The organism is Micrococcus sp. KBS0714, assembly GCF_002008305.4.
Taxonomy (GTDB): Bacteria; Actinomycetota; Actinomycetes; order Actinomycetales; family Micrococcaceae; genus Micrococcus; species Micrococcus luteus.
Map to the genome: position 1 here is coordinate 69,175 of NZ_CP042169.1, position 13,452 is coordinate 82,626.

Annotated in this window: 13 protein-coding genes; 8 read left to right on the forward strand and 5 right to left on the reverse strand. The window is 74.5% G+C overall.

Annotation, left to right across the window (positions count from 1 at the left end; genetic code table 11):
- The first annotated feature begins 77 nt into the window (after window positions 1-77).
- Entirely contained in the window at window positions 78-404 is a 327-nt protein-coding gene (locus B1A86_RS00300; protein WP_010079684.1) for a rhodanese-like domain-containing protein, read from the forward strand.
- A complete protein-coding gene (gene pheA / locus B1A86_RS00305) occupies window positions 401-1,351 on the forward strand; it encodes a prephenate dehydratase (protein WP_078026149.1) in 951 nt (316 codons plus the stop codon). Before B1A86_RS00300 ends, pheA begins: the two co-directional genes overlap by 4 nt.
- Before the next feature lie 247 nt (window positions 1,352-1,598).
- Here the strand turns inward: pheA and B1A86_RS00310 are convergent, their stop codons facing one another.
- Together B1A86_RS00310 and B1A86_RS00315 are read right to left on the reverse strand one after the other, a co-directional pair.
- Entirely contained in the window at window positions 1,599-2,777 is a 1,179-nt protein-coding gene (locus tag B1A86_RS00310) for a diacylglycerol kinase family protein (RefSeq protein WP_044659865.1), read from the reverse strand.
- A gap of 9 nt (window positions 2,778-2,786) precedes the next feature.
- Window positions 2,787-3,794, reverse strand: coding sequence for an IS481 family transposase (locus B1A86_RS00315; protein ID WP_138976823.1), 1,008 nt, complete (start codon window positions 3,792-3,794; stop codon window positions 2,787-2,789).
- Between the two features lie 147 nt (window positions 3,795-3,941).
- Here B1A86_RS00315 and serS point away from each other — a divergent pair, with 147 nt between their 5' ends.
- Together serS and B1A86_RS00325 are read left to right on the forward strand one after the other, a co-directional pair.
- A complete protein-coding gene (gene serS, locus B1A86_RS00320) occupies window positions 3,942-5,225 on the forward strand; it encodes a serine--tRNA ligase (protein WP_078025987.1) in 1,284 nt (427 codons plus the stop codon).
- Between the two features lie 155 nt (window positions 5,226-5,380).
- Window positions 5,381-6,190 (forward strand): HAD family hydrolase, encoded by an 810-nt coding sequence (locus tag B1A86_RS00325; RefSeq protein WP_063189155.1) that lies wholly within the window; start codon window positions 5,381-5,383, stop codon window positions 6,188-6,190.
- A gap of 27 nt (window positions 6,191-6,217) precedes the next feature.
- Here B1A86_RS00325 and B1A86_RS00330 read toward each other — a convergent pair whose 3' ends face one another.
- A complete protein-coding gene (locus tag B1A86_RS00330; RefSeq protein WP_036337173.1) occupies window positions 6,218-6,847 on the reverse strand; it encodes a hypothetical protein in 630 nt (209 codons plus the stop codon).
- An 89-nt stretch (window positions 6,848-6,936) separates the two neighbouring features.
- Window positions 6,937-7,524 (reverse strand): inorganic diphosphatase, encoded by a 588-nt coding sequence (locus B1A86_RS00335; RefSeq protein WP_036337177.1) that lies wholly within the window; start codon window positions 7,522-7,524, stop codon window positions 6,937-6,939.
- Window positions 7,525-7,744: 220 nt separating this feature from the next.
- Here B1A86_RS00335 and dacB point away from each other — a divergent pair, with 220 nt between their 5' ends.
- Genes dacB through hpt form a run of 4 tightly spaced genes read left to right on the forward strand, consistent with a single transcriptional unit; the run spans window position 7,745 to window position 12,106 of the window.
- A complete protein-coding gene (gene dacB, locus B1A86_RS00340) occupies window positions 7,745-9,055 on the forward strand; it encodes a D-alanyl-D-alanine carboxypeptidase/D-alanyl-D-alanine-endopeptidase (protein WP_246836834.1) in 1,311 nt (436 codons plus the stop codon).
- A gap of 34 nt (window positions 9,056-9,089) precedes the next feature.
- Window positions 9,090-10,319 carry a zinc-dependent metalloprotease gene (locus B1A86_RS00345; RefSeq protein ID WP_078025985.1) on the forward strand — a complete coding sequence of 410 codons (1,230 nt, stop codon included), beginning with the start codon at window positions 9,090-9,092 and terminating at the stop codon, window positions 10,317-10,319.
- Window positions 10,306-11,505, forward strand: a complete 1,200-nt coding sequence (gene tilS, locus B1A86_RS00350; protein WP_078025984.1) for a tRNA lysidine(34) synthetase TilS — start codon at window positions 10,306-10,308, stop codon at window positions 11,503-11,505. Before B1A86_RS00345 ends, tilS begins: the two co-directional genes overlap by 14 nt.
- 49 nt (window positions 11,506-11,554) lie before the next feature.
- A complete protein-coding gene (hpt, locus tag B1A86_RS00355; RefSeq protein ID WP_002858265.1) occupies window positions 11,555-12,106 on the forward strand; it encodes a hypoxanthine phosphoribosyltransferase in 552 nt (183 codons plus the stop codon).
- A 41-nt stretch (window positions 12,107-12,147) separates the two neighbouring features.
- Here the strand turns inward: hpt and B1A86_RS00360 are convergent, their stop codons facing one another.
- On the reverse strand, window positions 12,148-13,212 hold the full coding sequence (locus B1A86_RS00360; protein ID WP_078025983.1) for a type IV toxin-antitoxin system AbiEi family antitoxin domain-containing protein: 1,065 nt from the start codon (window positions 13,210-13,212) through the stop codon (window positions 12,148-12,150).
- Window positions 13,213-13,452: the final 240 nt, after the last annotated feature.

The window sequence follows — 13,452 nt, forward strand, 5'->3', positions numbered from 1 at the left end:
GAGCCTAACGGGCGTGGGCAGGGTCATGGACGGCGGGGCCTTCCTGGGACGTCCGGGCGGGTGGCTACGCTGAAGCCATGAGCGCCTTCGAGACCGTCGATGTGAACGAGATCCCCGCCGATGCGGCCATCCTGGACGTCCGCGAGGACGACGAGTGGGCCCTGGGCCGCGCCGCCGGCGCCCAGCACATCCCGCTGGGCCAGCTGCCGGACCGGCTCGAGGAGCTGGACCCGGACACGGACTACTACCTGATCTGCCGCACCGGCGGCCGCTCCGCCCGCGCCGCCGAGTTCATGACCGGCCGCGGCTACTCGGCCATCAACGTGGCCGGCGGCTCCGGCGCGTGGCTCGAGGCCGGCAAGCCGATGGAGGCCGACGGCGACGCCGAGCCCACCGTCAAGTGACGGGGACGGACTCCGCTGACGCGACGCCGTCGCGCCTGCGCTACGCCTTCCTCGGCCCGGCCGGCACCTTCACCGAGGCCGCCCTGCGGAAGGTGGCGGACCCGGCCGAGGCCGAGTTCGTGCCTGCGGGCTCCGTGCTGAGCGCCGTGGCGGCGCTGCGCAGGGGGGAGGTGGACCGCGCCGTCGTGCCCATCGAGAACTCGGTGGAGGGCGGCGTCTCCGCCACCGTGGACGAGATCGCCCTCGGGGAGACGCTGCAGATCCTCGCGGAGGTGCACGTGGCCATCAGCTTCGTGCTCGTGGGTCGGCCCGGCGTCGCGATCGAGGACGTGCGGCGCGTGACCACGCACCCCCACGCCTGGGCGCAGGTGCGCGGCTGGGCCGAGACGGCGCTGCCGGGCGTGGAGTTCACGCCCGCCCCGTCGACGGCGGCCGGGGCCGGCCTCGTGGCCCAGGGCGACTTCGACGCCGCCGTGTGCGCCCCGCTCGTGGCCGAGCAGACCGGGCTGCCGGTGCTCGCCGAGCGGATCGAGGACGTGCCGGGCGCCGTGACGCGCTTCGTGCTGCTCTCTCGGCCGACGGCCCTGCCCGCGCCCACGGGGGCGGACAAGACCACGCTCGTGGTGCCGCTGCCGGAGGACCGGCCCGGCGCCCTCGGGCAGATCCTGGCCGAGTTCACCACGCGCGGGGTGAACCTCTCCCGCATCGAGTCCCGGCCGACCGGCGAGGGCATCGGGCGGTACTTCTTCTCCCTCGACCTCGAGGGCCACCTGGCGGAGGCCCGCGTGGGTGATGCGCTCGCGGCCCTGTACCGGGAGTACCCCGACCTGCGGTTCCTGGGCTCGTACGCGCAGGCCGAGCCCGTGCCCACGAGGGTGCCGGCCGAGTTCACGGACGCCGCGTATCGCTCCGGCCGCGCCTGGGTGGAGTCCCTCCGCTCCCGCTGAGGCGGTACAGCACTTTCGTTCGGGAAACGGCGGCCCCAGGGTCACTTTCGTTCGGGAAACGGCGGCCTCGAGAGACTTTCGTTGACGAAACGGGACGATCACCGCGACGACGGGCCGTCGTCGCGCTTCCCGTCCGCGCGTCGCCCCGGCGCCCGTTTCCCGAACGAAAGTGGTGGTGAGGCGTCCGTTTCCCGAACGAAAGCGCTGGGGAAGCCGCCGTTTCCCGAACGAAAGCGGGGACGGGGGGTCAGATGTGCGGGGCCGGTTCCGGGACGGGGGCGGCGGCGGAGACGCCGTCGTCGCGGACGGAGGCGTCGTCCTCGGCCACGAGCATCACGACGAGCGAGTCCGGCTGCACGCGGGCGTCGAGGGCGGTGATGACCCCGGTGGCGTCGCCGTCGAGCTGGGAGGGCATCGGCTCGGCGAACTCGACCTTCACGCGCTGGGCCTGCTCCGTGTGCATCGCGGGGACGGAGCTGCGGTGCCGGGTCACGGTCTTCACGGCGATCCGCGCCCAGTCGAGCGCGTGCCGGGGCGAGAGGACCATGACGTCGAGGAGGCCGTCGTCGAGCTTGGCCTGGGGCAGCAGCTCGACGCCGCCCGTGAGCATCCCGCAGTTGGCCACCATCACGGTGCGCACCTTGAACCGGCGGGGCTGACCGCCGTCGAGGGCCACGGTCACCTCGTGCCGCTTGCCGCGCAGGTGCCGCATGCCGGCCTCGCTGTAGGCCAGCCAGCCGGCCAGGCTCTTCAGCTCGTCCTTGGTGTCGCCCATGATGTCCGCGTCATAGCCGGCGCCGCCGATCACGGTGAAGGTCTGCCGGGTGACGCGCCCGTCCTCGTGCGTGAAGCGGACGTCCACGGTGTCGATGCGCCGCTGCCGGCCCCCCACGGCGATCCGCAGGCACTGCTCGACGTCGTTGATCGGCAGGTCCAGGTTGCGGGCCAGCAGGTTCCCGGTGCCCAGCGGCACCACGCCGAGGGCGACGTCGGTGCCGGCCAGCTGCTCGGCCACGGTGCGGACCGTGCCGTCGCCGCCCGCGGCGATCACGAGCCGGGCGCCGGCGTCGAGGGCCTGCCGCGCCATGGCGGTGCCGGGGTCGTCCTCCTGCGTCTCGAGCACGAGCACCTCGCCGAGACCCTCCGCCTCCGCGAGCCGCTCGAGCTCGCGCCGCACCCGGTCCGCGTGCGTCTTGATGGGGTTCAGTACCAGCGCGACCTCGTGGCGGCCCGTGCCGATGCCGGGCACCTCCTCCAGCCGGCGCTGCACGCCGCCCACCCGCGCGTCGAGGGCGTCCACCAGGAGACGCGTCCGCTCGTGCTGCACGCCGAGGCGGACCTGGCGCACCGCCAGCACCACCACGACGACGACCAGCAGGGCCAGGAGCACCAGGGCGGCCAGCGCCATCCACCACTCGGGAGTCATGCCCCGAGTCTAGGTGTAAGAGGTCATGACGTTGTTGACTCGGGCCGGGGCCAACGAGGCCGGAGGGGCGTCTCCGCAGGAGGTATGAGGCCGATGGTAGTTGTAGTGGTTCACCCACACTGCCAACGCCTCACGCCGGGCCGTCTCTGAGGAGTACGGGCGGGCGTAGAGGACCTCATCGACCATCAGCCGGTTGTAGCGTTCGACCTTCCCGTTATGGCGGGGCGTGTAGGGCCGGATCCGGTGGTGCCGGCCCCCGAGCGAGACCACCTTGGCGGTGAAGTCCACGGCCCGGTAGTTGTTCCCGTTGTCCGTGACCACCCGGTCCACGGTGATGCCGTGCGCGGCGAAGAACGCCCGCGCCCGGCAGAAGAACCCGATCGTGGTCACCGTCCGCTCATCCTCCAACGCCTCGGTGTAGGCCAGGCGGGTGAACCCGTCGATCGCCGAGTGCAGGTAGGTGTAGCCGACCCGTCGGCCAGGCCCGCGCTTGGCTGCTCGCGCGTTCTCGGAGTCCCGGCCGTGAGCACGCCAGCCGCCCCCGTCAGGGATGCGCCCGATCTTCTTCACGTCCAGGTGCACCATGTGCCCCGGCCCTCTCGCGGTGATCTTCTGGGGTCGTTGGCGCAGGTCTTCTCCGGCCGGGGTCAGGTCCCGTAGGCGGGAGATCCCGGCCCGGTGCAGCCACCGTCCCACGGTACGAAGACACACCCGGTGGCCCTCGGAGACGAGGTGGTGATGGATGCGCCGTGCGGACCACTTGCGCTCCCGCCGCAGGGCGTGGATCTGGGCGACCAGGACCGGATCGAGCTGGGCAGGTGAACGGTGCGGCCGGCTGGGCAGGTCCTGAAGGCCGGCTTCTCCCTGGGCGCGGTAGCGGGCGACCCAGGTGGCCACCGTGGGCCGGCTCACCCGGAACTCGGCGGCGACATGGGCTTGCGGGATGCCGTCGTGCAGGTGGCGGTGGACCATCCTGAGACGGCCGGTGGGGGTCAGGGGTGCGTTAGCGTGAGTCATGAGTGGGTCTTTTCGGGCAGGTGGGTTGTTGAGGAACTTCCATCCTGCGGGAGAGGCCCGCTCGTCTCATCTCAGCCCGGCCCTCGTGCCAAGAACCTCATGACCCACAACATCTAGGCGTCGGCCCCGCCCGCTAGGCTGGCGCACGTGATCGACGTCAAGGACCTCATCGAGCAGCCCGAGAAGTACCGCGCCTCCCAGGAGGCCCGCGGGGAGGACGCATCCCTCGTGGACCGTCTGGTGGAGGCGGACGCGTCCCGCCGCTCGTCCATCGCGGGCTTCGAGCAGCTGCGCGCGGAGCAGAAGGCCTTCGGCAAGCGCGTCGCCCAGGCGAAGGGCGAGGAGAAGCAGGCCCTGCTGGCCGAGGTGAAGGACCTGGCCGCGCGCGTGAAGGAGGCCGAGTCGGCCGCCGGCGCCGCCGAGGCCCGCCTCGCGGAGCTGCAGCGCGCGTTCCCGAACCTGATCGTCGACGGCGTCCCGGCCGGCGGCGAGGACGACTTCGTGGTTCTCAAGGAGGTCGGCACCCCGCGCGACTTCGCCGCCGAGGGCTTCGAGCCGCGCGACCACCTCGAGCTCGGCGAGCTGCTCGGGGCGATCGACATGGAGCGCGGCGCGAAGGTCTCCGGCGCCCGGTTCAGCTTCCTCAAGGGCGTGGGCGCGCGTCTCGAGCTCGCCCTGATGCAGCTGGGCCTGGACTTGGCCCTGGAGAACGGCTTCGTGCCGGTCATCCCGCCCACCCTGGTGCGTCCGGAGACCATGCAGGGCACCGGCTTCGACGTCGAGCACGACGACGAGATCTACCGCCTCGAGCGCGACGACCTGTATCTGGTGGGCACCTCCGAGGTGGCCCTGGCCGGCTTCCACGCGGGCGAGATCATGGACGTGTCCGCCCCCGTCCGGTACGCCGGCTGGTCCACGTGCTACCGGCGTGAGGCGGGCTCGGCGGGCAAGGACACCCGCGGCATCATCCGCGTGCACCAGTTCAACAAGCTGGAGATGTTCATCTACGCCGCCCAGGAGGAAGCGGAGGCGGAGCACGAGCGTCTGCTGGCGTGGGAGGAGCGGATGCTCGCCGCGATCGAGGTGCCGTACCGGGTGATCGACATCGCCGCCGGCGACCTCGGCCTCTCCGCCGCCCGCAAGTTCGACTGCGAGGCCTGGGTCCCCACGCAGGGCACCTATCGCGAGCTGACGTCCACCTCGAACTGCACCACGTTCCAGGCCCGCCGCCTGAACATCCGCGAGCGGGTCCGCACGGAGGACGGCTCCAAGGGCGGCACCCGCATGGTGGCCACGCTCAACGGCACCCTGGCCACCACCCGCTGGATCGTGGCGATCCTGGAGAACCACCAGAACGCGGACGGCTCGGTCACCGTGCCCGCCGCGCTGCGCCCCTACCTCGGCGGGATGGAGCGCTTCGAGCTGGTCTGAGCGGACGACGTCGTCCCCCGCGGCGCCGGTCGCCTCGCCCGCCCGCCCCGCGGCCCCGGCCGCCTCGCCCGCCTGTCCCGCGGCGCCCCTGCGGCGCCCTCGCCGTTCACCCGCGCGTCGCCGTCGTGTCCGGGCCGTGTGGTTGGGTGGGGGTCATGACGAAGAAGCTCGTGTGCCTGGACGTGGACGGAACGATCGTGGACCATGACGGCCATCTGCATGAGCCCGTGCGCGCGGCCGTGCGGGCCGTGCTGGACGCCGGGCATCACGTGGTCATCGCGACGGGCCGCTCCCGCGGGGCCACCCTGCCCGTGGCCCGCTCCCTGGGGATCGGCGCCGGCTTCATGGTGTGCTCCAACGGCGGGGTCACGCTGCGCCTGGACCCCGAGCTGGAGGAGGGCTACGAGGTCACGGACCTGCGCACCTTCGACCCGCGCTCGGTGCTGACCCAGCTGCGCCACCGCCTGCCCAGCGCCAAGTACGCGCTCGAGCTGCCGGACGGCACCTTCCGCTCCACCGAGCGGTTCCAGGACATGTCCTTCGGCGTGGCCGCGGAGGGCGTCACGTTCGAGGAGCTGATGGACACCACGGCCGTGCGCCTCGTGGTGTTCTCCACGGACTCCTCCGCCGAGGAGTTCGGCCGCGCGGTGGAGGGCATCGGCCTGTCCGGCGTGACCTACTCCGTGGGCTGGACGGCGTGGCTTGACGTCGCCGCGGCGGGCGTGACCAAGGCGTCCGGGCTCGAGGCGCTGCGCACCGTGCTGAAGGTGGCCCCCGAGGACACCGTGGCCGTGGGCGACGGCCGCAACGACATCGAGATGCTGCGCTGGGCCGGCCGCGGCGTGGCCATGGGCCAGGCCGTGGAGGAGGTCGTGGCAGCCGCGGACGAGGTCACCGGGCACGTGGACGAGCACGGGCTCGCCACGGTGCTGCGCTCGCTCCTCGAGGAGCCGGCCGCGGCCTGAGCGGCGCGACCGGCCCGGGCCGCCGGGTCAGCCCCCCGCCAGCGTGAGCAGGCGCGCGGCGGCGGGGCGGCAGGCGTGCTCCTCGTTCCAGTAGGAGCGCTGCACCGCCTGCGAGACGGCCTGCGCCGTGATCCCGAGCGCGGCGGCCGCCGGCTTCTGCTGGCCGCGCACGCCGGGCACCAGCAGGTCCAGCACCGCCCACTCGGCGTCGGTCCGGGACCACACGAGCTGCCCGACGAGTCGCAGCACGGCCTCGGCCTCGGCGGCCGCCTCCTCGTCCCGGCCGCGCACGGCCAACGGGATCCGCGCGGTGGACACGGCCGCCGCCTCCACGGCCCGCCGCGCCGCCGCGAGACCGGGCCCGCCGGCGTCGTGCAGGTCCCCGGAGGCGGGCGCGCCCGCCGCACCGTCCGCGTGCGTCACCGTCCCGACGCCGACCCCCACGTTCCAGCGGCGCTGCCGCAGGGCGCGCAGCGCCACGTCCACGGCGACGCGCGGGTCCTCGACGGCGCCGATCAGCTCGTCGCCCACGGCGCGCTGGAACGGGAGCACGACGGCGTCGTCCAGCCCCGGCACGTCCTGGAGGGCGCGCAGGAACGTGTCCACGCGGTCGCCGGCGTCGAGGGTGTCCCGCTGGTTGATGGTGAGCACGAACATGGTCGTCGATTCTGCCAGCCCGCAGACGACGCCGGCCGCCCACCCCGAGGGGTGAGCGGCCGGCGTCGCGCGCGTGGGCGGTGCGGGGATCAGCGGCCCTGGGGCTCGTCCGTCGCCTCGCCCTCCTCGGTGGCCGGCTGCGCCTCCTCGGTGTCCACCGCGCGGCCCTGGGGCTCGTCGGTCGGGGACTCCTCGCCCTCGGCGTCGAAGCGCTGGATGGAGGCCTCGAGCTCGGCCTCGGCCGCCGCGCGGCCCTCCCAGCCCTCGGCCTTGACCCACTTGCCCGGCTCCAGGTCCTTGTAGCGGGTGAAGAAGTGCTCGATCTCCTGCTTGAGCGACTCCTCCACGTGCTCGAGCTCGGTGATGTGGTCGTAGCGCTTGTCCGCCGGGACGCACAGCAGCTTGGCGTCGCCGCCGCCGTCGTCGGTCATGTTGAACACGCCGATCGGGCGGGCCTCGACGACGCAGCCCGGCACCAGGTCGAAGCCCGGCAGGTACACGAGGGCGTCCAGCGGGTCGCCGTCCTCGCCGAGGGTGTTCTCGAAGTAGCCGTAGTGCGTGGGGTACTGCATGGAGGTGAAGAGCACACGGTCCAGGCGCAGGCGGCCGGTCTCGTGGTCGAACTCGTACTTCACGCGGGAGCCCGCGGGGATCTCGATGGTGACGTCGTGCGCCATGACTCTCCTTCGCACAGAGGGTGGGGTGTCCGGGCGGCGCGGCGCCGACCGGCGGTGCTGCCGTCAGCCTACCGGGGGCGTCCGTCATGATGGACGCATGGGACAGGTGGACACGGGGCGCACTGGGCGTCGGGATCGACGCACGGAACGCCCCCGGAGCCGCTCGCTCCACGCCGTCCTCCTGGCCGCGCTCGCGGCCGTCCTGGTCGCCTGCGGGCCCGTGACCGCGCCGCCGGCCCCGTCGAGCGCGCCCGCCTCGTCGACGACCGCCGCGCCGACGTCGTCGTCCCCGTCCGCCGGCCCCACCGCGGCCGAGGTGGCGGCCGCCGTCGAGCCGGGGCTGGAGACGTCCCCGGGCACGGCCTCCGCCGAGTTCCGCGACCTGGCCACCGGCGAGGTGCTGTACGCGCGGGACGCGGACGAGCCCGTGGCCCCCGCGTCCTCGCTCAAGGTGCTCGCCGCCGCGGCCATCGTCTCCGCCCTGGGTCCTGAGACGACCCTGCAGACCACCGTGGTGGCCCAGCCCACCGCGGACGACGCGGCCACCGAGCTGGTGCTCGTGGGCGGCGGCGACGTGCTGCTGGGCACGGGCGCCTCGGACTCGACGCACGTCTCCGGCCGCGCGGGCCTGCGCACCCTCGCGCAGCGGACCGTGGCCGGGCTGGTCGAGGACGGCGTCACCGGGCAGGTGGTGGTCAGCACGGACCTGCGGCTCTTCACGGACCGCACGGCCCTGAACCCGCGCTGGACGTCGGACATCCCGGAGAGCGGCAACATCGCGCCGGTGCAGCCGTTGGCCACCTACGGCGGCCGTGAGGCCCCTGGCACCGGGGAGGACCGCATCGAGGACCCGGCGCAGTTCGCCGCGCTCACCTTCCAGGCCGCGCTCGACGACGCGGTGGCCGCCTCCGGCGCCGACCTCGAGGTGGGCCTGCGGGACACGCTCCCGGCCACCGAGGTGCCGCGCGCCACGGTCCTCGCCGCCGCCCCCGTCGCGGCGGTGGAGTCCGCGTCCGTGGGGGAGCAGGTCGCGTACCTGCTGGCCCACTCGGAGAACCAGGTGGTCGAGGCCCTGGCCCACACGGCCGCGCCCGCCACGGACCTGCCGGCCACCCACGAGGGCGCCACGCGGCTGCTGACGGCCACCGTTGAGGACCTCGGCGTGGACACCGCCGGGATGGCGCTCGTGGACTCCTCGGGCCTGTCCCCGGACAACCGCGTCAGTGCGGGCCAGCTGGCCGGCGTCGTGGCCGGGGTGGCCCGCACGCCCGCCCTGGCCACCGTGCTGGAGGGCCTGCCGCGGCCCGGCGAAGACTCCACCCTGGGCGACCGGTTCCCGGATGCCCCCGCGCGGCAGGCCGTGGCCGCGAAGACCGGCACGCTCGACCAGACGGTCTCCCTCACCGGCACCGTCACCACGACGTCCGGGCGGGTCCTCGCGTTCAGCATCATCTGCTCGGATCTGCAGTGGAAGCTGGAGCCCGCGCGCGCGGCGGTCGACGAGGCCGTCAGCGCCGTCGCCGGGCTCTGATCCGAGGCCCGGGCCCTGTGGTCTGATGGAGCCCATGAGCGACGACCACGCGACCGACCGCCCCCGCACCGCCGCGGACGCCGAGCCGGGCGCCCCCGCCGAGCCGGGCCCCGCCGTCGCCCACCCGGTGGACTGGGCCTTCGCAGCACGGACCGCACGGTCCCTCGCCGCCGCCGGCCCCCGGTTCACGCCGCGCGAGGCGACGCGCGAGGCGGAGGGCCTGCGCGCCGCCGCGGAGGCCGCCGTGCCGCACGTCCACCGCCTGACCGGGCTCGAGGCGGCACGGGACCTGCGCGACTCGCAGGTGCTCGTGGTGGACCGCCCCACCTGGTCGCGCGCCGCCACCCAGTCCTTCGCCACGCTGCTGGACCCCACGTTCGCGCATCTGCGGGACACCCGGCCCCGTGAGCACGCCGCCACCACCCGCGTCACCCGGCACGCCACCGCCCTGGAGATGGGCGGGATCCTCGCCTGGATGTCCGGGAAGATCCTCGGCCAGTACGACCCGTTCATCGCGCTGCCCGGCCCCGGGGGGACGGCGGCCGGCCCCGCCGGCGGACGCCTGCTGCTCGTGGCCCCGAACGTCGCGCAGGTGCGCGCGGAGATCAACGTCGACCCGGCGGATTTCCGCCTCTGGGTCTGCCTGCACGAGCAGACCCACCGCGTGCAGTTCGCGGCCGCGCCCTGGCTGCGCGAGCACCTGCGGGGCGAGATCACGGCGCTCACCGTCGGCCTGTTCGACAAGGCCGAGTCCCTGCCCGAGCGCCTGCGCACTGCGCTCGCGGCGGCGAACCCGCTGGGTCGGGAGGCCGACGCCGGCCGGACCGGGACACGGGACGGACACGACGCGCAGGACGCGGTCGCGGCCCGACCCGCGCCGGGCCTGCTCGGCGCGATCCAGGACGAGGAGGACCGGGAGCGCCTGTCCCGGCTGACGGCCGTGATGTCCCTGCTCGAGGGGCACGCGAACGTGGTGATGGACGGTGTCGACTCCTCCGTCGTGTCCTCCGTCAAGACCATCCGCCGCCGCTTCGACGAGCGCGGCGACCGCCGCTCGCCCCTGGACCGCATGCTCCGCCGTCTGCTGGGCATGGACGCCAAGATGGCCCAGTATCGCGACGGTCAGAGGTTCGTGGCCGCCGCCGTGGCCGAGCTCGGCATGGCCGGGTTCAACGTGGTCTGGGACGCCCCCGAGCTGCTGCCGAGCGAGGCCGAGCTCCACGCCCCCGAGACGTGGGTGGCGCGCATCCGTGCCCAGGCCTGAGGCGCGGGACCCGGGGCCGACGCCGGCGGGCGGGGTCGGCGGCCTTCCCGCGGTCGGCGCATGGCCGCCGCGCACCCGCTGGCCCGAGCCCCTGCACCGGGCCGTCGCGGCGGTGCGGGAGGCCCTGGCGGGCGACGGGCCCCGTCGCGCGGATGTCGTGCCGGGCCGGGCGGGGAGTCGTCCCCGCGGCCTCGTCGCCCTCTCCGGTGGCGCCGACTCCCTCGCGCTCGCCGTGGCCTGCGCCGTCCTCGTGGGCACCCGGGAGGGTGCGCGGCTCGGTCCGATCGGCGCGGCCGTGGTGGACCACGGGCTGCAGTCGGGCAGCGACGCGGTGGCGGCGGCCGCCGCCGACGTCGCCCGCATCCTCGGTCTGACCCCGGTCACCGTCACGCGGGTCGAGGTGGCCCGCACCGGCGACGGCCCCGAGGCCGACGCCCGGCGTGCCCGCCGGGTGGCCCTCGCCGCCGCCGCCCGGGAGGCGGGGCAGGGGGGCGCCGCCCCGGGGGCGGGCACCGCCGTCGTCCTCACCGCCCACACCGCCGACGATCAGGCTGAACAGGTCCTCCTCGGGCTCGCCCGCGGGTCCGGCACGCGGTCCCTCGCGGGGATCCCGGCGCGCGGGACGCTGCCGGGCGGGGCCGCCGTCGCCCGCCCGCTGCTGGGCCTGACCCGCGCGGACACCGAGACGATCTGCCGCTGGGCCGGGCTGACCTGGTTCGAGGACCCGCACAACCGCGATCCCGCGCTGCTGCGTTCGCGGGTCCGCACCCGCGTGCTGCCCGCGCTCGAGGACCCCGACGCCGGCCTCGGCCCCGGCGTGCGGGCCGGGCTGGTGCGCACCGCGGCCATCGCGGCCGAGGACGCCGCGGCCCTCGAGGCATGGGCCGGCGACGAGTTCACCCGGCTGCGCGTCGACCCGCCCGGCCGGGACCCGCGCGTCGTCTCCCTGGACCTGGACACCCTGGCCGCGCTGCCCGCCGCCGTGCGCCACCGCGTGATCGCGCGCGCCGCCCGCGCCGCGGGAGGGCAGGCCCCGCCCCGCGAACGGATCCTCGCGGTGGACACCCTCGTGACGGGCGCCCGCGCGGGGGGCACGTCGGCCGGTCCGGTGGAGCTGCCCGGCGGGGTGGCCGCGCATCGGGCGTGTGCCAGACTGGACCTCATCCCCTGCCTGCCCGGTCCCTGACTGCGGCCCGGCCCGGCATTCCCGCACGAGCACTCACCAGGAGCGGCGCATGGACGCACAGGATGTCCAGAACGACCTCACCCACGTCCTCATGTCCCGCGAGGACGTGCAGGACACGATCACGGACCTGGCCCGCCAGATCGACCGCGACTACGCGGACAAGGACCTGCTCATCGTCGCCGTGCTCAAGGGCGCCGTGATGGTGGTCGCCGACCTCACCCGTGCCCTGCACTCCCACGTGGAGCTGGACTTCATGGCGGTCTCCTCCTACGGCTCCGGCACCAAGTCCTCCGGCGTGGTGCGCATCCTCAAGGACCTCGACGCGGACCTCACGGGCCGGCACGTCCTGATCGTCGAGGACATCATCGACTCCGGTCTGACCCTGTCCTGGCTCAAGGCCAACCTCGAATCCCGCGGCCCCGCCTCGGTCGAGATCTGCACCCTGCTGCGCAAGCCGGAGGCCATGAAGGTGGACATCGACGTGAAGTACGTCGGGCGGGACATCCCCAACGAGTTCGTGGTGGGCTACGGCCTGGACTACGCGGAGAAGTACCGCAACCTGGACTTCGTGGGCACCCTCGCCCCGCACGTGTACAGCTGACCGGGGGCCCGGCCCGGCGTGGCCGCCGCAGCAGCGACCTGTCACGTGAGCGGTCGCTCTGAGGTGCCATTCACGCCCCATTCCGACTCCTTGCGTGACAGGTCGCCGGCGTCCCCGAGGTGACGGCGCACCTCCACGATCACGCGCGTGAATCCGCGGCGAGCGTCGGAGGAGGACACGGTGATGTTCCGGTAGCCCCGTCGCTCGAAGGCCGCGTTGCGCTGCACGTCGCGATCGATCTGGCGATCCGCACCGTGGTGGCCGCCGTCGTAGTGCAGGGCCACTCTCGCCTGCCGATAGCCCAGGTCCGCCGTCGCGGGGTGGTGCAGGGAGAACTCCGGGTCCCGGGCCTCGAGCTGCAGTGCGGGCTCGGGGAGCCCGGCGGCCGTCAGTGCGAGCCGGAGCCGCGTCTCCTTCGGGGAGTGTGCACCGACCCGGACCAGCGTGGCGGCAGTGCGGAGCCGTCGTCGCCGGTTGTGCGCGGACGGGCTTGCCTCGGCCGCCTGGGCCAGGGCCGCCCGGGCCCGCTCGGCGGCGCCCGGACCGCCGGACAGCTTCGCCCGGCGGACGAGATGGTCGCCGAGGATGACGAGCTCGTCGTCGTCGAGCAGGGCGGCGAGGTCGACCCAGAGACGGGGCGGGGCGGTGACGTGCCAGGCCAGGCCGCCGATCCGCACGCGCTCCACATCCGCGGGCGGGAGCGCCGTCCGGTGGGAGATGACGCCGGGGAGGGCGAGACGGCCACGGTCTCGCGGGCGGCTCACGTGGACGCCGTCCCCCGCGTCCAGTCGCTCCGGCAGCCAGATCTCCCGGGCGCGGGCCGCGGTCTGGTGCGACACCACCGTGGTGGCGCGGTGCCGGGCGAGTCGCAGCAGGAGCTCGTGTTGGGTGGCCGAGAGCGGGGTGCTCCACCGGTAGGGGGAGGAGCCGGCCGCGGGGCGCTCGACGGCGGCCGGGGTGGCCTCACGCCGGCGGTAGAGGCCCCGGGCGAGGCGTTCGACGTCGGAGCGACGCAGCCGGTTGCGGTCGATGCCGGCGGCCCTCGCCTGCGCGGCGGTGAAGGGGCCGTGAAGCAAGGCCGCGGGAAGCGGGGCGGGGTGACGCATGGTGCCAGCCTGGCGCGGTAAAGCGGGCGGCGTCCTGAGCCGCCGCCGGCCTGGGGAGGGATGCGGGTGCACGGGGGTCTGTGCAGGCGGGGACGCAGGGGCGCGGTCGCAGCGCCAGCGTTCCTGTCACGCGAGCGGTCGCTCTGAGGTGCGATCCACGCGCCATTCCGACCCCTCGCATTCCCGGTGGGTGCCAGGACGGTGCTGGCCGACGTCGGCGCCGGCTGACCGCCCGCGCCC

What these genes read in the sequence shown, in the direction of transcription:
- B1A86_RS00335 (WP_036337177.1), bottom strand. Translation starts at nt 7,524, where the DNA reads ATGGCGCACGACGTCACCATCGAGATCCCCGCGGGCTCCCGCGTGAAG.
- B1A86_RS00300 (WP_010079684.1), top strand. Translation starts at nt 78, where the DNA reads ATGAGCGCCTTCGAGACCGTCGATGTGAACGAGATCCCCGCCGATGCG.
- B1A86_RS00360 (WP_078025983.1), bottom strand. Translation starts at nt 13,212, where the DNA reads ATGCGTCACCCCGCCCCGCTTCCCGCGGCCTTGCTTCACGGCCCCTTC.
- B1A86_RS00325 (WP_063189155.1), top strand. Translation starts at nt 5,381, where the DNA reads ATGACGAAGAAGCTCGTGTGCCTGGACGTGGACGGAACGATCGTGGAC.
- hpt (WP_002858265.1), top strand. Translation starts at nt 11,555, where the DNA reads ATGGACGCACAGGATGTCCAGAACGACCTCACCCACGTCCTCATGTCC.
- B1A86_RS00330 (WP_036337173.1), bottom strand. Translation starts at nt 6,847, where the DNA reads ATGTTCGTGCTCACCATCAACCAGCGGGACACCCTCGACGCCGGCGAC.
- B1A86_RS00310 (WP_044659865.1), bottom strand. Translation starts at nt 2,777, where the DNA reads ATGACTCCCGAGTGGTGGATGGCGCTGGCCGCCCTGGTGCTCCTGGCC.
- B1A86_RS00345 (WP_078025985.1), top strand. Translation starts at nt 9,090, where the DNA reads ATGAGCGACGACCACGCGACCGACCGCCCCCGCACCGCCGCGGACGCC.
- B1A86_RS00315 (WP_138976823.1), bottom strand. Translation starts at nt 3,794, where the DNA reads ATGACTCACGCTAACGCACCCCTGACCCCCACCGGCCGTCTCAGGATG.